Below are 16,650 nucleotides of genomic sequence, written 5' to 3' on the forward strand. Positions count from 1 at the left end.
GGTGACACCCGCCGGTGCCTGCCGGGACTTCTGCCGGTACGGCGCCGGCGGCGTCTGTCGGTGCGGTGCCGGTGCGGTGCTCACGGCGTCTGTCGGTGCGGTACCGGCTCGATGTCGGCGCGATGTCGGCGCGATGTCGGCGCGATGTCGGCGCGATGTCGGTGCGATGTCGGTGCGCACGATCCGCTGTCGGTGACCTGTCGGCCGTTTGTCGGCGGCGCCTGACACCGTCGTCGGCATGACGCGAACCGACAACCACTCCGACGGCGGGAAACCCGCCGTGACCGTGCGGGGGCTGGTCAAGCACTACGGTGCGACCAAGGCCCTGGACGGTGTCGACCTGGATGTGCGCGAGGGCACCGTGATGGGCGTCCTCGGGCCGAACGGCGCCGGCAAGACCACGCTGGTGCGCATCCTGTCCACCCTCCTCACCCCGGACGCCGGCCGGGCCCTCGTCGCCGGCTACGACGTCGTGCGGCAGCCGCGGCAGCTCCGCCGGACGATCGGGCTGACGGGGCAGTACGCCTCCGTCGACGAGAAGCTCCCGGGCTGGGAGAACCTGTACCTGATCGGGCGGCTGCTGGACCTGCCGCGCAAGCGGGCCCGGGCCCGGGCCGACGAGCTGCTGGAGCGGTTCTCGCTCACCGAGGCGGCCAGGCGGCCCGTGCACACCTACTCCGGCGGCATGCGGCGGCGGCTGGACCTGGCCGCCTCCATGATCGGGCACCCGGCGGTGCTGTACCTGGACGAGCCGACCACCGGCCTGGACCCGCGCACCCGCAACGAGGTGTGGGCCGAGGTGCAGGCCATGGTCGGCGACGGCGTCACCGTGCTGCTGACCACCCAGTACATGGAGGAGGCCGAGCAGCTCGCCTCCGAGCTGACCGTGATCGACCGCGGCCGGGTCATCGCCGGCGGCGGCATCGAGGAACTCAAGGCCAAGGTCGGCGGCCGGACGCTGCGGGTGCGGCCACTGGACCCGGCGGAGCTGCGGCCGCTGGCCCGCATGCTGGACGAGCTGGGCATCACCGGCCTGGCCGCCACCACCGTGGACACCGAGCGCGGCGAGCTGCTGGTGCCGGTGCTCAGCGACGAGCAGCTCACCGCCGTGGTCGGCGCGGTCACCGCGCGCGGCATCACGCTCGCCTCCATCACCACCGAACTGCCCAGCCTGGACGAGGTGTTCCTGTCCCTCACCGGCCACCGCGCCAGTGCCCCGCAGGACCCCCGCCCCGCCGACGACCGCGAGGAGGCCGCCGTATGAGCGCCGCCGTTTCGACCGCCGATCTCTCCGACCCCCGGATCCCGCTGCGCGCGCACCTGCGGCACACCGGGGCGCTGGTCCGCCGCAACCTGCTGTGGATCCGGCAGGACCCGGAGTCGATGTTCGACGCCGTGTTCATGCCGATCGTGTTCACGCTGCTGTTCGTGTACGTCTTCGGCGGCTCCATCGGCCAGGCGCTGGGCGGCGGCCAGGACCGGTACGTGCAGTACGTCGTGCCCGGCCTGCTCGCCATGATGAGCATGACCATGGCCCAGGGCGTGGGCACCGGCTTCAACCAGGACTTCAACTCCGGTGTCATGGACCGCTTCCGGTCCCTGCCGATCGGGCGCGGCTCGGTGCTGGTCGCCAAGATCGTGGTGGAGCTGCTGCGGATGCTGGTGGCCACGGCGATCCTGCTCGTCGTCGGCGTGCTGGTCGGCTTCGACATCACCGACTGGGGCGGTCTGGCGGCCGCCGTGGGGCTGGCCGTGGTGTTCGGCTCGGGTCTGATGTGGGTGTTCCTCACCCTCGGCGTGACGATGAAGAGCGCCCAGTCCGTGCAGGCCATGGGCTTTTTGGTGATGATGCCGCTGCAGTTCGGCTCGTCGGTGTTCGCGCCGACCGGGACGATGCCGGGCTGGCTGCAGTCCTTCACCGACTACAACCCCATCTCCTCCCTCGCGGACGCCGCGCGCGGCCTGATGACGGGCGGTCCGGTGGCGCACGACCTGTGGCTGACGCTCGGCTGGTCGGTGGTGCTGACGGCGGTGATGGCGCCGGTCGCGATCCACAAGTTCCGGACGAAGAGCTGACCCGCGCCGCGCGCGCCGGTACGCGTCACACGAGGGCGGCGGCCTCCTGCGGGGAGAGGCCGGCGCCCTCGGCGTACGCGGCGTCGAACTCCTCCTCGCCGAGCACCGCGCGCAGCGCCGTGCGGGCCCGTTCGCGGACCACGCGTTCGAGGCGCCCGGCGACGTGGCTGGGCGGCAGCGGCGCCTCGGCGGCGCCCAGGCAGCGGGCGGCGTCCCGGGCGCGGCGCTCGCCGTCGGCGGCGGCGGCCATGATCCAGGCTGCCATGGCCAGGTAGAGGGAGCGCATGTGCGGTTCGAGCGCCCGGGACAGCGGGTCCCCGGCCCGCTGCAGGGCCTGCCGGACGCACCGCAGGGCCTCCTCCCACCGCTCGTCCGCGGCCTCGATCCAGGCCTCGGTGCCCAGCACGAAGACCTCGAAGACGACGAACGCGACGGCGGCGAAGTCCTCGCGCAGCCTGCGGATCTGTTCGCGGGCCTCCCCGGTGCGGCCGGTGAGGGCGAGCAGGCCGGCCAGGAAGAGGCGGGCGGCGGGCATGGCCTCGTTGTGGCGGGAGTCCTGGTGCGCCAGCACCTCGCGCAGCAGCCGTTCGCCCTGCTCGGTGTCGCCGGACTCCAGCAGCACGCTGGCCAGGCGGGCGGTGAGGAGGGCCTTCTGGGCGCGGGCGCCGAGCCGTTCGGCGTACTCCATGGCCGCCCGGTAGTCGTCGGCCGCCCTCGGGTACGCGCCGCGCCGCTCGTGCGCCTCGGCGCGGGCGGCGAGCGCCTCCGCGGTGCCCCAGGCGTCCCCGAGGCGCTGGAAGATCTCCAGCGCCTCCTGCGCGTCGCGGGCGGCGTCGCCGGCCCACTCGCTGCGGTTGGCGAGGATGTTGGCGCGCATCTGCAGGCAGACGCCGAGCTCCCACTCGTAGCCGGGGGTGGCGCGGCAGGTGGCGACGGACGCGTCGACGATCTCGCGCAGGCGGTCCATGTCGGCGGTGAGCATCACCGCGTACCACCACAGCATGCCCGGCGCCCGGCAGGTCTGCGGCATGCCCGGCTCGTAGGTGCGCGCGATGAGGCGCAGCTTCTCCTGCGCCTCGGGGGTCTGCCAGGCGTCCAGTTCGGTCTCCGCGCACGCCAGGTGGACCAGGTGCACGCCGCGCCGGGCCTCGTCGAGCAGGTCGCCGGTCAGCGGCGGCGGAAAGTCGGTGCAGCGCTCGTACAGCGGGACGGGGCGGCGCAGCGGCTCGGCGAACGGGTCGGGGCCGAGGCCGATCGCCGCGCGGGACCAGTGGCGGGCCTCCAGGCGCAGGTCGCGCATCTGCCAGTACCAGGCCAGGGACAGCACCAGGCACAGCACCTCCTGCTCGTCGCGGGCGGCGACGGCGCGGCGCAGCGCGGTGCGCAGGTTCTCGTACTCCGTCTCGATGCGGGCGATGGCGGCCCGCTGCCCGGAACCACGCAGCAACGGGTCGGTGGTGCGGGCGAGTTCGCGGTAGTACGTCAGGTGGGCGCGCTCCGCCTCCGGGCGGGTGCCGGTCTCGTCGAGCCGTTCGGCGGCGTACTCGGCGACGGTCTCCAGCAGCCGGTAGCGCATGCCGCCGTCCGGCCCGGGGGCCGCCACGACCAGGGACTTGTCGACGAGCGAGCCGATCGCCTCCAGGGCGGCCGGGCCGCACACCACCTCGGCGGCGGCCAGGTCGCAGCCGCGGGCGAACACCGACAGGCGGCGCAGCACCTCGCGTTCGTCCTCGTCGAGCAGGTCCCAGGACCAGTCGACGACGGCCCGCAGGGTCTGCTGGCGGGGCAGCACGGTGCGGCTGCCGGAGGTGAGCAGCCGGAAGCGGTCGTCGAGCCGGTCCGCTATCTGACGGGGCGTCAGCATGCGCAGGCGGGCGGCGGCGAGCTCGATGGCCAGCGGCAGGCCGTCCAGGCGCCGGCAGATCTCCGCGCAGGCCTCGGGATCGTCCTCGACGCGGAACCCGGGCCGCGCCGCCGCCCCGCGCTCGGCGAACAGCCGCAGCGCGACCGGCTCCGGCAGCGGCTCCACCGGCCGCAGCAGCTCTCCCGGCACGCCGAGGGGCGCGCGGCTGGTGGCCAGGACGGTCACCCCGGGGCAGCGGGCGAGCAGTTCCTCGGCGAGCCGGGCCGCCGCCTCCACGACGTGCTCGCAGTTGTCGAGGATGAGCAGCATGCGGCGCCGGGCGCAGTGCTCCACGAGCCGCTCCACCGGGTCGTCGATCCGCTCGGTCACGGCCCGCATCTCCTCGGCGCCGGCGCCGTGCAGCACGGTCTCGCGGGCGCCGATGGCGGTCAGGACGGCCTCGGGAACGGCCGTCGGGTCGTCGACGGGCGCCAGTTCCGCCAGCCACACGCCGTCCCGGGCGGTGTGCCGCACCGCCTCCGCCGCCTCCTGCGACAGCCGCGTCTTCCCGGCGCCGCCGGGGCCGAGCAGGGTCACCAGCCGGGCGGTGGCCAGATCGCCCCGGATGGCCTCGATGTCGGCCTCCCGGCCGACGAAGGAGGTCAGGCGGGCACGGAGGTTGCCGGGGGGTGGGGCGGGCGCGGGCGGGGCGGGCGCGGGTGGGCCTGGGGTGGCCGCGGGCGGGGTGGTCGCGGCGGGGTACGGGGCGGCGGAGGACGGGGCGCCGTGGCGGTCCGGCGCCGGGAGGGGGCCGGCGTCGTTCGCCGGGCCGGCGGGAGTTGCCGGGTCGGCGGGGGCTGCCGCGGGCTCCCGGGCCGGGGACGGCGCACCGGGCCCGGTGGCCGGGCCGGGCGTCCCCGCCGGGGCCGTCCCGGCGCGGGTCGGCCATGTCCCCGCTCCGGCGCGGGTCGGCGCGGCACCGTCCGGCGCGACACCGTCCGGCACGGCACGGCCGCCGCCGGTCGCGCCGCCCGGCACGCCGCCGGCCGCGGCGCCGTCACCGGCCCGCCCGGGGTGCAGCAACTCCGCGTGCAGGGCGCGCAGTTCCGGTCCCGGGTCGGAGCCGAGGCGGTCGGCCAGGAGGCGGCGCACGTCCTCGTAGGCGGCCAGGGCCTCCGCCGCGCGGCCGGTGTCGCGCAGGGCGCGCAGGCGCAGCGCCTGGAGGGGCTCGTCGAAGGGGTGGGTGTCACACAACGCGGTGAGTTCCGGCAGCGCCTGGTCGGCGTCGCCCAGGGCGAGCGCGGCGGCGAGGCGGGCGCGGCGCACGTCGAGGTGGCGTGTCTCCCAGCGGGCGGCCTCGGCGGCGCGGTCGGGCAGGTCGGCCAGGACCGGGGTGCGCCACAGGGCGAGGGCGTCGTCCAGGACGACGGCCGCCTTGGCGGGGTCGCCGTCGGCCAGCGCGCGCAGCCCCTCGCCGGCCAGCCGCTCGAAGCGGTGCAGGTCGACGTCGTCCGGGGCGGCGGCGAGCCGGTAGCCGCCGGGCGCGGAGACGACGGCGGCCGCGCCGAGGGCGCGGCGCAGCCGGCCGACCAGGGCCTGCAGGGCGCCGGTGGCGTCGGCGGGCGGGTCGGCGTCCCACACCTCCTCGACCAGGACGCTCGCGGGCACGGTGCGGCCGGCGCGCAGCGCGAGCACGGTCAGCAGGGCGCGCAGCCGCGCCCCGCCGACCGGCAGCGGGGTGCCGTCGGGACGAAGGGCCTGGGTGGTGCCGAGGATGCGGTAGCGCACGCGGTCCATTGTCTCCGCCGGTCTCACCGGCGGTCACGGGGCTCGGGCGGCGCGGCGCCCGGTACGTCGAGGACGGCGAGGACGCCCGTCGTGTCCGGGCCGAACCACCGGGGGCAGGTGGTCACCTCCTCCAGGCGGCGCCACGCGGGCGCCGCCCGGAGGACGCGCGATCCGGGGCGGGTCTCCTCCGGGGGCCGGCGCACCAGGTGCAGGGCGCGCACCCGGCCCGTCGTCCTCGCCCACTTGCCCCCGTGGTGCTCGACGAGCAGCACCCCCTCCCACCGGGTCCGGCCGCCGTCGGCGGCGCCGGTGCCCTCCCCCAGGGCGGCGACGAGCCCGTCCGCGGCGCGCACCGTGCGCAGGGCGCCGTCCCCGCCTCCCGGCACCTCGGCGGTCCCCTCGATCCGGCACACCTCCCGGTCCCAGCCGCCGCCGAGCACGTCCCCGGCGGGCAGCAGCAGCAACCGCCAGTCCACCCGCTCCCCCACCGAGAACGGCGTGCCGCAGCACTCCATCTGCCAGTCCTCGTAGAACACCCGCCACAGCGCCATGCGCCCACCCTTGCGGAACCGACGGGCCCTCGCGAGACGTTTTCCCGGTGCGCCCGGTACCGTTCGACCCGCCTCGCCCGCCCCGACCCCCAGGAGCCCCGCCCCATGACCACCGCCGCCACCCGCCCGGGCGACCGCCGGGTCAGCCCCGTCTTCCTCGGGATCCTGGCCGTCACGGCGGTCACCGGCTGGGCCACGTGGACCGGGTTCGCCGAGCAGCCGGGCGTGGCCGTGTTCCTGTTCGTGACGGCCGCCTGGATCGTCTCCCTGTGCCTGCACGAGTACGCGCACGCGCGCACCGCGCTGCACAGCGGCGACCTCACGGTCGGCGCGAAGGGCTACCTGACACTGAACCCGGCGAAGTACACGCACGCGGTGCTGAGCATCGTGCTGCCGGTGCTGTTCCTGGTCATGGGCGGGATCGGGCTGCCGGGCGGCGCGGTGTTCATCGAGCGCGACCGGATCCGGGGCCGCTGGCGGCACAGCCTGATATCGGCGGCGGGCCCGCTGACGAACGTACTGTGCGCGGCGGTGTGCACGGCGCCGTTCTGGCTCCACGCGCTGGACGGCGTGCCGACCGACTTCCGCTGCGCGCTGGCGCTCCTGGCCCTGCTCCAGGTCACGGCCGCGGTGCTGAACTTCCTGCCGGTGCCCGGCCTGGACGGCTACGGCGTGATCGAGCCGTGGCTGCCGTACCGGGTGAAGCGCCAGGTGGAGCCGTACGCGCCGTTCGGGCTGCTGTTCGTGTTCGCGCTGCTGTGGGTGCCGTCGGTGAACCGGGTGTTCTTCGACGCGATCGACGCGATCCTGGGCGGCCTCGGGGTCAGCGGGTTCGACACCTCCTACGGCTGGCAGCTCTACCGCTTCTGGTAGGCGGCCCGTCTACCGCTTCTGGTAGGCGGCCCGGCCGCGCCGGACGTAGTACCACGCCATGTTCGACGACACGCCCGCCAGCAGCACCCACACGACGCCCAGCCAGCTTCCCCGCACGAAGGACACCACGGCCGCGGCGACCGCGAGGACGCAGACGGCGAGGCAGTACAGGGCGAGTCGCCGGGCCGGGCCGGACGGGAGCGAGAGGGACATGGGGTCGGCTCCTTGGGGGACACGGTGGTGCACTTTCTGCGCTCCTCAGTGTCCCCCAAGTGTCCCCCGAGTGTTCTCCCTGCCCTTACACGTCCGTGAGGCGGAGTCCCGCGTGCGCCTTGTAGCGGCGGTTGACGGAGATCAGGTTGGCGACCAGCGACTCCACCTGGTGGGCGTTGCGCAGCCGGCCGGCGTAGATGCCGCGCATGCCGGGGATGCGGCCGGCCAGGGCCTGGACGATCTCCACATCGGCGCGGACCTCGCCGAGGACCATGACGTCGGTGTCGATCCGCTCGATCTCCGCGTCCTGCAGCAGCACCGCCGACAGGTGGTGGAAGGCGGCGGTCACGCGCGACTCGGGCAGCAGCGCGGCGGCCTGCTCGGCGGCGCTGCCCTCCTCCGGCTTGAGCGCGTAGGCGCCCTTCTTGTCGAAGCCGAGCGGGTTGACGCAGTCGACGACGAGCTTGCCGGCCAGTTCCTCGCGCAGCGACTCCAGGGTCTTGGCGTGGCCCTCCCAGGGCACGGCGACGATCACGACGTCGCTGCGGCGGGCGGTCTCGGCGTTGTCGGCGCCCTCGACGCCGTGGCCGAGCTCCGCGGCGGCGGCCCGCGCCCGCTCGGCGGCCCGGGAACCGATGATCACCTTCTGGCCGGCCCGGGCGAGCCGGTAGGCCAGACCCCTGCCCTGCGGCCCGGTGCCGCCGAGCACGCCGACGACGAGCCCGGAGACGTCGGGGAGGTCCCAGGGGTCCTTGGCGGGGGCCTTGTGTGCACTGTCCGTAGAGGTCATGGGCCGACTCTACGTCCGCGCCGGGCCCGCGGCCCCACCCGCCCGGCTCAGGTGAGCTCCGTCACGGGCACCCGCCGGAAGGTGATCGTCTCGTAGGCGCCGAAGTCGCCGGTCTCGTACAGCAGCCCGACCGTGCCGGCGTCGACGCGGACCAGGTCGGAGTAGGCGGCGGGCAGCCCGTCGACCGGGTACGCCGCACGCCAGGTGGTGCCGCCGTCGGTGGAGGCGCGGATCGTCATCAGGGCGCGGAAGGCGGGGTCGGCGGGGCCGGAGAAGAGCAGCACGTCGGGGTCGCGCAGCTGCAGGACGCTGCCCTGGCAGACGGGGGCGACCAGGCCGGCCTGCGGGCGGAACGGCTTGAGCAGGGTCCGCCCGCCGTCCGCGGAGTGGGCGTCGGCGCGGGTGCCGGGCGAGGGCGAGTCGTTGCGGGTGTTGAAGTAGACGCGGCCGTCGGGGAGTTCGGCGGCGGTGGTCTCGTTGGGGTTGACGTAGCCGTCGGTGTTCTCGTCGGTGTAGCCGAGGTACCAGCTCTCGCCGCGGTCGTCGCTGAGCAGGCAGTGGCCGCTGTGGTACTTCGCCTCGGTGCCGGTGTCGTGGCCGGCGGGCGGCAGGGTGTGGTTGCCGGGGACGACGACGCGGCCGGTGGTCAGCTGCAGGGCGTGCCCGGGCGTGGTGGCGTACCAGCGCCAGCCCGGCCGCTTCACCCGGGCGGTGATCTCGCGCGGCGCGGACCAGGTGGCGCCGTCGTCGTCGCTGTGCTGGACCCACACCCGGCGCCCGTCGGCGTCCTTCACCTTGCCGCGCAGGATGGCGTCCTCACTGGCGGTGGCGGCGGAGCGGACGTGCACGAGCAGGACGCGGCCGGTGTCGAGGACGACGGGGGCGGGGTTGCCGGCGAGGTGGCCGCCGTTGTCCGCGGCGACCTGCAGCGGGCCCCAGATGCGGCCGCCGTCCGTGGAGCGCTTCAGGACGATGCGGATGTGCCCGTGGTCCCGCGCGGAGGCGACCCGGCCCTCGCAGAAGGCCAGCAGGGTGCCCCGCGCGGTGCGCACCACGGCCGGGATGCGGTAACTGGCGTGGCCCTCGCGGCCCGCGCGGAAGGGGACGGTGGCGTCGGTCATCAGCGGCTCCCTGCGATGGTCAGCGGTGGTCTGCGATGGTCACGGACGGCTTCCCGGGGCGGCCGGCGGCGGCTCCCGCGCGGCTCGGCGGCGGTTCCCGCGCGGCTCGGCGCCGGACTCCCGCGCGGCTCGGCGGCGAACTCCCGCACGTCGGCGGGCGGTTGCCCGCGTCGGTCCCGGTGGGCGGTTGCCCGCCTCGGTCCGGCGGCCGCCCGCCGCGGCCGGCCGCGGTTCTCCGCCGTCTCCCGGCCGGACCCCTCCCCAGGACGGGGGAATGCGCGGTGAACTCCGGGTCACGACTGGCGGTGCGCGGCAGGATGCGGCCCATGGACGCCGTACGGGTCGCGCTGCTGCGCGAGGTGCTCGCCGGGACCGAGTGGACGGACGCCACCCGGCGGTTCGCGGGGGTGCTGCGCGGGTCGGTGGTCTCGCACGGCGGCGGGCTGCTGCTGGTGGGCACGCCGGCGTACGAGCCGTGGCACCTGGCGGCGCACCTGGTCGACGAGGCCGCCTGGTCCGGCACCCCGGAACTCGCGCCCACCCTGGTCCGGCACGGCGCGCGGCCCACCGACCCCGCGCACCTCGCGGTCGGCCTGGGCCGCATCGAGGCGGCCCGGCGCGGGGAGACGCTGCTGGTGGTGGCACCCGACGAGCCCGGCGAGGCGCTGCGGGAACGGATCCACGGCGCGCGGCGGGCCGGGGCGACCGTGCTGGCGCTCGGCCGCGGCGACGGCGGGACCGGCGGGGCCAGCGGGGAGCTGGCCGGCCTGGCGCACGAGGCGCTGGCCGTGCCGGACGGGACGGGACTGGACCTGGACACCGTGCAGCACCTGGTAAGCGCGGCGGCCGGGGAGACCTCGGTGCCCTCCCCACGAGGCCGACGCCGCTTCCGGGACCGCCTGGCACGGCTGGCGGAGTCGTTGACCGCGCCGCCGCCCTCCGGCTGGTGACCGACGGGCGGGTGGCCGATGGGCCGGTGGCCGGCGGGCGGGTGACCGACGGGCCAGTGACCGACGGGCCAGTGACCGACGGGCCAGTGACCGACGGGCCAGTGACCGGGGAAAACCGGTTGCTCCCGGCCCCCGCCCCGCCGACGATGGCCCCTCGTGACCGACGACGCCTCCGCACCCCCCTCCGGCCCGCGCGCCCTGCTGCCCGACCTGGCGCCCTGGCGGGCCTCGGCGGACTTCCGCCGGCTGTGGGTGTCGGGCCTGATCTCGAACTTCGGCAGCTTCCTGACGTTCGTGGCGCTGCCGGTGCAGATGAAGGAGCTGACGGGGTCGGCGGCGGCGGTGGGCGCGATCGGCGCGGTGGAACTGCTGCCGCTGATCGTGTTCGGGCTGTACGGCGGCGCGCTGGCCGACGCGGTCGACAAGCGCCGGCTGATCGTGTGGACGGAGGTCGGGTCGGGGCTGCTGTGCGTGGTGCTGCTGGCCGACGCGCTGCTGCCGCGCCCGGCGGTGTGGCCGCTGTACGCGGTGGCGGCGCTGTCCTCGGCGCTGACCGCGATCCAGCGGCCCGCGCTGGACTCGCTGTGGCCGCGGATCGTGGCCCACGAGCACCTGCCGGCCGCCGTGTCGCTGAACTCGCTGCGCTGGACGGTGGGCGGAGTGGCGGGCCCGGCGCTGGCGGGCGTGGTCGTGGCGTACGCGGGCGTGTCGTGGGCGTACGCCGCGGACGCGGTGACGTTCGCCGTCTCGGTGGTGCTGATCCTGCCGATCGCGGCCGCTCCCCCGGCGCACGCGGCCGCGCGCCCGTCGCTGCGGTCGATCGCCGAGGGCGCCCGGTACGCCTGGAGCCGCAGGGACCTGCTCGGCACGTACGCCGTCGACCTGGCGGCGATGCTCCTCGCGATGCCGCTGGCGGTGCTGCCGTTCCTCGCGGACGAGCTGGACGCGCCGTGGTCGCTGGGGCTGATGTACGCGTCCATGCCGGCGGGGGCGCTGCTGGTGAGCCTGACCGGCGGCTGGGCCTCGCGGGTCCACCGGCACGGGCGGATGGTGGTGCTGGCCGCCGCGGGCTGGGGCCTGGCCGTGGCCGCCGCGGGCCTGGTGCGCGACGTGTGGCTGGTACTGCTGCTGTTCACGGTGGCGGGCGGCTGCGACATGGTCAGCGGGATCTTCCGCTCGGCGCTGTGGAACCAGACCATCCCCGACGAGCTGCGGGGCCGGCTCGCCGGGATCGAGCTGCTGTCCTACTCCGTCGGCCCCCAGCTCGGCCAGGTGCGCTCCGGTTCGGTCGCCGCCTGGGCCGGCGTGCGCGCGTCCGTGTGGTCCGGCGGCCTGCTCTGCGTGGCCGCGGTGGGGCTGCTGGCCCTCGGCCTGCCGGACCTGATGAGGTACAACGCGCGGACCGACGCGCACGCGGCACGGCTGCGGGAGCAGCGCCGCGCGGCCGCCCGGCCGGACCCCGCGCAGACGTGACCTGGGGCGGGCGTGCCCCCCGCAGACGTGACCCGGGACGGGCGTGCCCCGCGCGGACGTGACCCGAAGCAGGCATGACTCCGCGCGGGCGTGCCCCGAGGCGGGCGTGACCCCGCGCAGACGTAACCGGGACGGGCATGCCCCCGCAGACGTGACCCGGGACGGGTGTGCCCCCGCGCGGGCATGGCCCGGGGCGGGCGCCGGCCCGTCCTCCCGGCGCCGGCCCGCTCTTCCGCCCGCTCTCCCGGTATCAGTCCTCGTCGGCCGCCCCGCCGCCCGCTGCCGGTGCGTCGTGCCAGCGCGGGTCGTTCTCCCACTGCAGGTTGCGTTCGCGGGCGGTCTCCATCGCGTGGGTGGCCTCCTCACGGGAGGCGTAGGGGCCGAAGCGGTCCTTGGCCGGGCACTCCGGGCCCTCCTCGACCTTGCGGTGCTCCAGGCAGTAGTACCACTCGCCCGGCTTGCCCGCCGTCCGCTTCTTCCTGAACAGGGCCATGTCCCGCTCCCCTCTCCTGGGTTGGCTCCGGGCCGTCCCCCGGAGTCGTCTGCCGAGCCGTTCCCGGCCGCCCTCGGGCGGGAACGGCCGTCTTCGGGCATGGTCCCCCGTCAGCCGCTGGTTAGACTCGCTGGCATGTCTGGCCAGTCGCTGCTCGTCCCCGGGGAGCTGTCCCCGCCCCGTTCCGTGCCCGGGCACATCCGCCGCCCCGAGTACGTCGGCAAGCCCGCGCCGACCCCGTACACCGGGCCGGAGGTGCAGCCGCCGGAGATCGTCGAGGCGATGCGGGTCGCGGGGCGGATCGCGGCGCAGGCGATGGAGGAGGGCGCGAAGCACATCCGGCCGGGCGTGACCACCGACGAACTCGACCGTGTGGTGCACGAGTTCCTGTGCGACCACGGCGCCTACCCGTCCACGCTGGGCTACCGCGGCTTCCCCAAGTCGCTGTGCACCTCCGTCAACGAGGTGATCTGCCACGGCATCCCGGACTCCACGGTGCTGCGCGACGGTGACATCGTCAACCTGGACGTGACGGCGTACATCGGCGGGGTGCACGGCGACACCAACGCCACGTACCTGGTCGGCGACGTCGACGAGGAGAGCCGGCTGCTGGTCGAGCGGACCCGGGAGGCCCTCAACCGGGCGATCAAGGCGGTCCGGCCGGGCCGGCAGATCAATGTCATCGGGCGCGTCATCGAGTCGTACGCCAAGCGGTTCGGGTACGGCGTGGTGCGGGACTTCACGGGGCACGGCATCAACACGTCGTTCCACTCCGGGCTGATCATCCCGCACTACGACAGCCCGCACGCGACGACCGTCATGCGGCCCGGCATGACCTTCACGATCGAGCCGATGCTGACGCTGGGCACGCACGAGTACGAGATCTGGGACGACGGCTGGACGGTGGTCACCAAGGACCGCAAACGCACGGCCCAGTTCGAGCACACGCTGGTGGTGACGGACACCGGGGCGGAGATCCTCACGCTGCCGTGACCCTCTGCCGCGGACCGCTGCCACCGCCGCGGGCCCGGTGCGGCACAGGGGGCGAAGGCGGTACGAAGGCGGCGGTCCCGCCGGTCGCGGTCACGGCGGCGGTCGCAGTCACCGCACCGGCCGCGCCCGGCCGGCGTCACCGCTCCAGCCGCACCCGGCCCCCGATCTCCACCCACCCCTCGGGCTGGGGCGCCGTGAGGATCTGCGAGCCGGCGCCCTGGGTGATGTTGAGGGCGCGCCCGAGCCGGGCCGTGAGCTGCAGGGCGGCCGCGCCCGTCGCCTCGTCCTCCTCAATCCGGTCGTCGCGACCGGGAAACCCGCGGGCCCGGACCCGGCCGGCGGCCTCGTCCTGCCAGGCCCAGGCGTAGAGCCACTCCCCGGGCGGCGGCACGGGCAGGGCGTCGACCTCGGCGGCGGTGGCGTACTGGCGCAGGGTGCGCGGCGCGGCCCACTCCGGGCGGGCCTCGATCCAGCAGAACTCCCCGTCCTGGCGGGCGCCGACCACTCCGGCCGGGGTGACCAGTTCGGGCACGTCCAGCAGCCAGGCCGCGCCGACGCACGGGTAGCCGGCGAAGGCGAGGCGCACGCTGGGCGTGTAGATGTCGACGACGCCGCGCTCGGGGTCGTCGACGAAGACGGTCTCGCTGAAGCCGAGTTTGGCCGCGAACGCCTGCCGCTCGGCCTGCTCCGGGATCCTGGAGCCGTCGCGGACGACGCCGAGCTCGTTGCCGTGTCCGCCGTTCGGCGCGCAGAAGACGCGCACCACGTCGTAGTCAGTCACCCGGGCATTCAACCAGCCGCCCGGGCGTCCGGGCAGCGGCCGCCGCCGGGACGCACATCCGACCTCTCCTTGACCCTCCCTTTCCTTTCTCTTGGCGATTGTTTTGAGTCACCGCGATCGCGCCGTTTCCCTACCGCATCCGTGAGACCTGAATCACCATCCGGAGCGGCATGGCCACGGCGCGCCTCGGATAAGTTAGGTGAGCCTAGCCAAATCACTGCGACCCGCGTGACCCCGGTCACGCGACTTTTTCGCCACCCGATGGAGCCCGCATGCGAGCCGTTCGCCTCACCGTCTACGCCGCCACCGCCGCCGCGGCCCTGACCGCCGTCACGGGCTGCACCGAGAAGAGCAAGGCGGAGGGCGACGACGCGATCCGGGTGACCGCGGCCGACAGCACCTGCGAGACGTCCACGAAGTCGGTCCCGGCCGGCCAGGTCACGCTGCGGATACAGAACAAGGGCAGCAAGGCCACCGAGGTGGAGATCCTCTTCCCCGACGACCGGATCGTGTCGGAGAAGGAGAACATCGGCCCCGGCACCAGCTACACCCTGACCGCCGAGGTCAAGGCCGGATCGTACGAGATCGCCTGCCGCCCGGGCATGAAGGGCCACGGCGTGCGGCAGAAGCTCACCGTCACCGGCGGCGGCGCGGCGGCCCGGCGCGACCCGCGCCTGGACGAGGCGGTGGCCGCCTACCGCACCTACGTCCAGGACCAGGCCGACGAGACGCTGCCGAAGGCGGAGGCGTTCGCCAAGGCCGTCCAGGCCGGCGACGTCGCGGCCGCCAAGAAGGCTTATGCGCCCTCCCGGCTGGGCTGGGAGCGCACCGAGCCGGTCGCCGAGTCCTTCGGCGACATCGATCCCAAGGTCGACGTGCGCGAGGACGGCCTGGAGCCCGGCCAGAAGTGGACCGGCTGGCACCGCCTGGAGAAGGCCCTGTGGAAGGACGGGAAGGTCGGCGCCGAGGAGAAGGCCCTCGCCGGCCGGCTGATCACCGACCTGAAGGACTGGCAGCGGCGGGTCGGCAAGGCCGAGATCACCCCGACCTCCATGGCCAACGGCGCCAAGGAGCTCCTCGACGAGGTCGCCACCGGCAAGGTCACCGGCGAGGAGGAGCGCTACTCGCACACCGACCTGGTCGACTTCAAGGGCAACGTCGAGGGCGCGCAGAAGGCGTACGAGCTGCTGAAGCCGGTCGCGCGGAAGAACGACCCGGCGCTGACGAAGGAACTCGACCGGCAGTTCGCGGCGCTGGACGCGCTGCTCGACAAGTACCGGGCCGGCAAGAACTCCTACGACTTCGTCTCCTACGACAAGGTCGGCGACAGCGACCGCAAGCACCTGTCGGACGCCGTGAACGCGCTGGCGGAGCCGCTGTCCAAGCTCGCCGCCGCGGTCGTGAAGTAACCCGGGAGCCCTGACGATGACGGACACGGACAGCAGCACCACCACCGCCAAGGCGCCCACCCGGCGCGCCCTGCTCGGCTGGGGCGGGGCCGGCCTCGCGCTCGGCGCCGCCGCCGCGGGCGGCACGGTGGCCATGAGCCGCGCCGGCGGCGACGTGGACCCGGCCGCCGCCGAGTCCGGCGCGGCCGTGGAGTTCCACGGCGCGCACCAGGCGGGCATCGCCACGCCGGTGCAGGACCGGCTGCACTTCGCCTCGTTCGACGTGACGACGCGGGACCGCGCCGCCTTCGTGCAGATGCTCAAGGACTGGACGGAGGCCGCGCGCCGGATGACCGCCGGGAAGCCGGTCGGCGAGGGCGCCTACGGCGGGCCGGCCGAGGCGCCGCCGGACGACACCGGTGAGGCGCTGGGCCTCAAGCCGTCGCGGCTGACGCTGACGATCGGCTTCGGGCCGTCCCTGTTCGAGAAGTACGGCGAGGCGTTCGGGATCGAGGGCAAGCGGCCGGCGGCGCTGGTCGACCTGCCGAAGTTCCCCGGCGACAACCTGGACAAGAACCGCTCCGGCGGCGACCTGTGCGTCCAGGCCTGCGCCGACGACCCGCAGGTCGCGGTGCACGCCATCCGCAACCTGGCCCGCATCGGCTTCGGCAAGGTCGCCATCCGCTGGTCCCAGCTCGGCTTCGGCAAGACGTCCTCCACGACGCCGGAGGCGCAGACCCCGCGCAACCTGATGGGCTTCAAGGACGGCACCCGCAACATCGCGGGCACCGACACCGCGCGGCTGAAGAAGTTCGTGTGGGTGGACGACAAGGACGGGCCGGCGTGGATGACCGGCGGCTCGTACCTGGTCGCCCGGCGCATCCGCATGAACATCGAGACCTGGGACCGCACCTCGCTGCAGGAGCAGGAGGACGTCTTCGGGCGCACCAAGGGCACCGGCGCGCCGATCGGCAAGGCGCACGAGCACGACGAGCCGTTCCTGAAGGCGATGAAGCCGGACGCGCATGTGCGCCTGGCCCACCCGGACTCCAACGGCGGCATCACGATCCTGCGCCGCGGCTACTCCTTCACCGACGGCACCGACGGCCTCGGCCGGCTGGACGCCGGGCTGTTCTTCCTGGCCTACCAGCGCGATCCCCGCAAGGGGTTCATCCCGCTGCAGCGCAGACTGGCGGCGCACGACGCGCTCAACGAGTACATCCAGCACGTGGGTTCGGCGATCTTCGCGATCCCGCCCGGTGTCCGCGACGCGCGCGACTGGTGGGGCCGCACGCTGTTCTCCGAGGAGGCGTAGCC

The 16,650-nt window shown here is 74.9% G+C and carries 15 protein-coding genes; 8 read left to right on the forward strand and 7 right to left on the reverse strand.

The window, feature by feature from the left end; translation table 11 throughout:
- Nucleotides 1-238 precede the first annotated feature (238 nt).
- Together IE225_RS02445 and IE225_RS02450 are read left to right on the forward strand one after the other, a co-directional pair.
- Complete coding sequence (locus IE225_RS02445; protein WP_190055580.1) at nt 239-1,264, forward strand: ATP-binding cassette domain-containing protein; 1,026 nt, start codon at nt 239-241, stop codon at nt 1,262-1,264.
- Nucleotides 1,261-2,076: an ABC transporter permease gene (locus IE225_RS02450; RefSeq protein ID WP_190055581.1), complete on the forward strand. Its 816-nt coding sequence runs from the start codon at nt 1,261-1,263 to the stop codon at nt 2,074-2,076. The genes IE225_RS02445 and IE225_RS02450 overlap by 4 nt, the downstream gene beginning before the upstream one ends.
- 25 nt (nt 2,077-2,101) lie before the next feature.
- Here the strand turns inward: IE225_RS02450 and IE225_RS02455 are convergent, their stop codons facing one another.
- The gene (locus IE225_RS02455) at nt 2,102-5,716 is read right to left on the reverse strand and encodes an AfsR/SARP family transcriptional regulator (RefSeq protein WP_190055582.1); all 3,615 of its coding nucleotides are present in this window, start codon (nt 5,714-5,716) and stop codon (nt 2,102-2,104) included.
- Between the two features lie 14 nt (nt 5,717-5,730).
- The gene (locus IE225_RS02460) at nt 5,731-6,258 is read right to left on the reverse strand and encodes a DUF6578 domain-containing protein (RefSeq protein ID WP_190055583.1); all 528 of its coding nucleotides are present in this window, start codon (nt 6,256-6,258) and stop codon (nt 5,731-5,733) included.
- A 105-nt stretch (nt 6,259-6,363) separates the two neighbouring features.
- Here IE225_RS02460 and IE225_RS02465 point away from each other — a divergent pair, with 105 nt between their 5' ends.
- A complete protein-coding gene (locus IE225_RS02465) occupies nt 6,364-7,131 on the forward strand; it encodes a site-2 protease family protein (RefSeq protein ID WP_190055584.1) in 768 nt (255 codons plus the stop codon).
- Nucleotides 7,132-7,140: 9 nt separating this feature from the next.
- On the opposite strand, the gene IE225_RS02470 is transcribed toward IE225_RS02465, so the two are convergent.
- The 3 genes from IE225_RS02470 to IE225_RS02480 all read right to left on the reverse strand — a co-directional run bounded on the left by IE225_RS02470 (nt 7,141) and on the right by IE225_RS02480 (nt 9,255).
- A complete protein-coding gene (locus IE225_RS02470) occupies nt 7,141-7,344 on the reverse strand; it encodes a hypothetical protein (protein ID WP_190055585.1) in 204 nt (67 codons plus the stop codon).
- An 85-nt stretch (nt 7,345-7,429) separates the two neighbouring features.
- On the reverse strand, nt 7,430-8,134 hold the full coding sequence (gene npdG / locus IE225_RS02475; protein WP_190055586.1) for an NADPH-dependent F420 reductase: 705 nt from the start codon (nt 8,132-8,134) through the stop codon (nt 7,430-7,432).
- A gap of 47 nt (nt 8,135-8,181) precedes the next feature.
- Entirely contained in the window at nt 8,182-9,255 is a 1,074-nt protein-coding gene (locus tag IE225_RS02480) for a sialidase family protein (protein WP_190055587.1), read from the reverse strand.
- Between the two features lie 326 nt (nt 9,256-9,581).
- Between IE225_RS02480 and IE225_RS02485 the strand changes: the two genes are divergently transcribed.
- Both IE225_RS02485 and IE225_RS02490 read left to right on the forward strand, forming a co-directional pair.
- Entirely contained in the window at nt 9,582-10,205 is a 624-nt protein-coding gene (locus IE225_RS02485; protein WP_190055588.1) for a hypothetical protein, read from the forward strand.
- Nucleotides 10,206-10,361: 156 nt separating this feature from the next.
- Nucleotides 10,362-11,678 (forward strand): MFS transporter, encoded by a 1,317-nt coding sequence (locus IE225_RS02490; RefSeq protein WP_190055589.1) that lies wholly within the window; start codon nt 10,362-10,364, stop codon nt 11,676-11,678.
- A gap of 250 nt (nt 11,679-11,928) precedes the next feature.
- Here the strand turns inward: IE225_RS02490 and IE225_RS02495 are convergent, their stop codons facing one another.
- Nucleotides 11,929-12,171 carry a hypothetical protein gene (locus tag IE225_RS02495; protein WP_190055590.1) on the reverse strand — a complete coding sequence of 81 codons (243 nt, stop codon included), beginning with the start codon at nt 12,169-12,171 and terminating at the stop codon, nt 11,929-11,931.
- 135 nt (nt 12,172-12,306) lie between these two features.
- Between IE225_RS02495 and map the strand changes: the two genes are divergently transcribed.
- A complete protein-coding gene (gene map, locus IE225_RS02500) occupies nt 12,307-13,164 on the forward strand; it encodes a type I methionyl aminopeptidase (RefSeq protein ID WP_190055591.1) in 858 nt (285 codons plus the stop codon).
- Between the two features lie 136 nt (nt 13,165-13,300).
- Here map and IE225_RS02505 read toward each other — a convergent pair whose 3' ends face one another.
- Nucleotides 13,301-13,945 (reverse strand): PhzF family phenazine biosynthesis protein, encoded by a 645-nt coding sequence (locus IE225_RS02505; RefSeq protein ID WP_190055592.1) that lies wholly within the window; start codon nt 13,943-13,945, stop codon nt 13,301-13,303.
- A gap of 272 nt (nt 13,946-14,217) precedes the next feature.
- Here IE225_RS02505 and efeO point away from each other — a divergent pair, with 272 nt between their 5' ends.
- Both efeO and efeB read left to right on the forward strand, forming a co-directional pair.
- On the forward strand, nt 14,218-15,354 hold the full coding sequence (efeO, locus tag IE225_RS02510; protein WP_190055593.1) for an iron uptake system protein EfeO: 1,137 nt from the start codon (nt 14,218-14,220) through the stop codon (nt 15,352-15,354).
- Nucleotides 15,355-15,370: 16 nt separating this feature from the next.
- Nucleotides 15,371-16,648: an iron uptake transporter deferrochelatase/peroxidase subunit gene (efeB, locus tag IE225_RS02515; protein WP_190055594.1), complete on the forward strand. Its 1,278-nt coding sequence runs from the start codon at nt 15,371-15,373 to the stop codon at nt 16,646-16,648.
- Nucleotides 16,649-16,650: the final 2 nt, after the last annotated feature.

Origin of the sequence: Streptomyces echinoruber (assembly GCF_014651135.1) — a bacterium.
Classification (GTDB): Bacteria; Actinomycetota; Actinomycetes; order Streptomycetales; family Streptomycetaceae; genus Streptomyces; species Streptomyces echinoruber.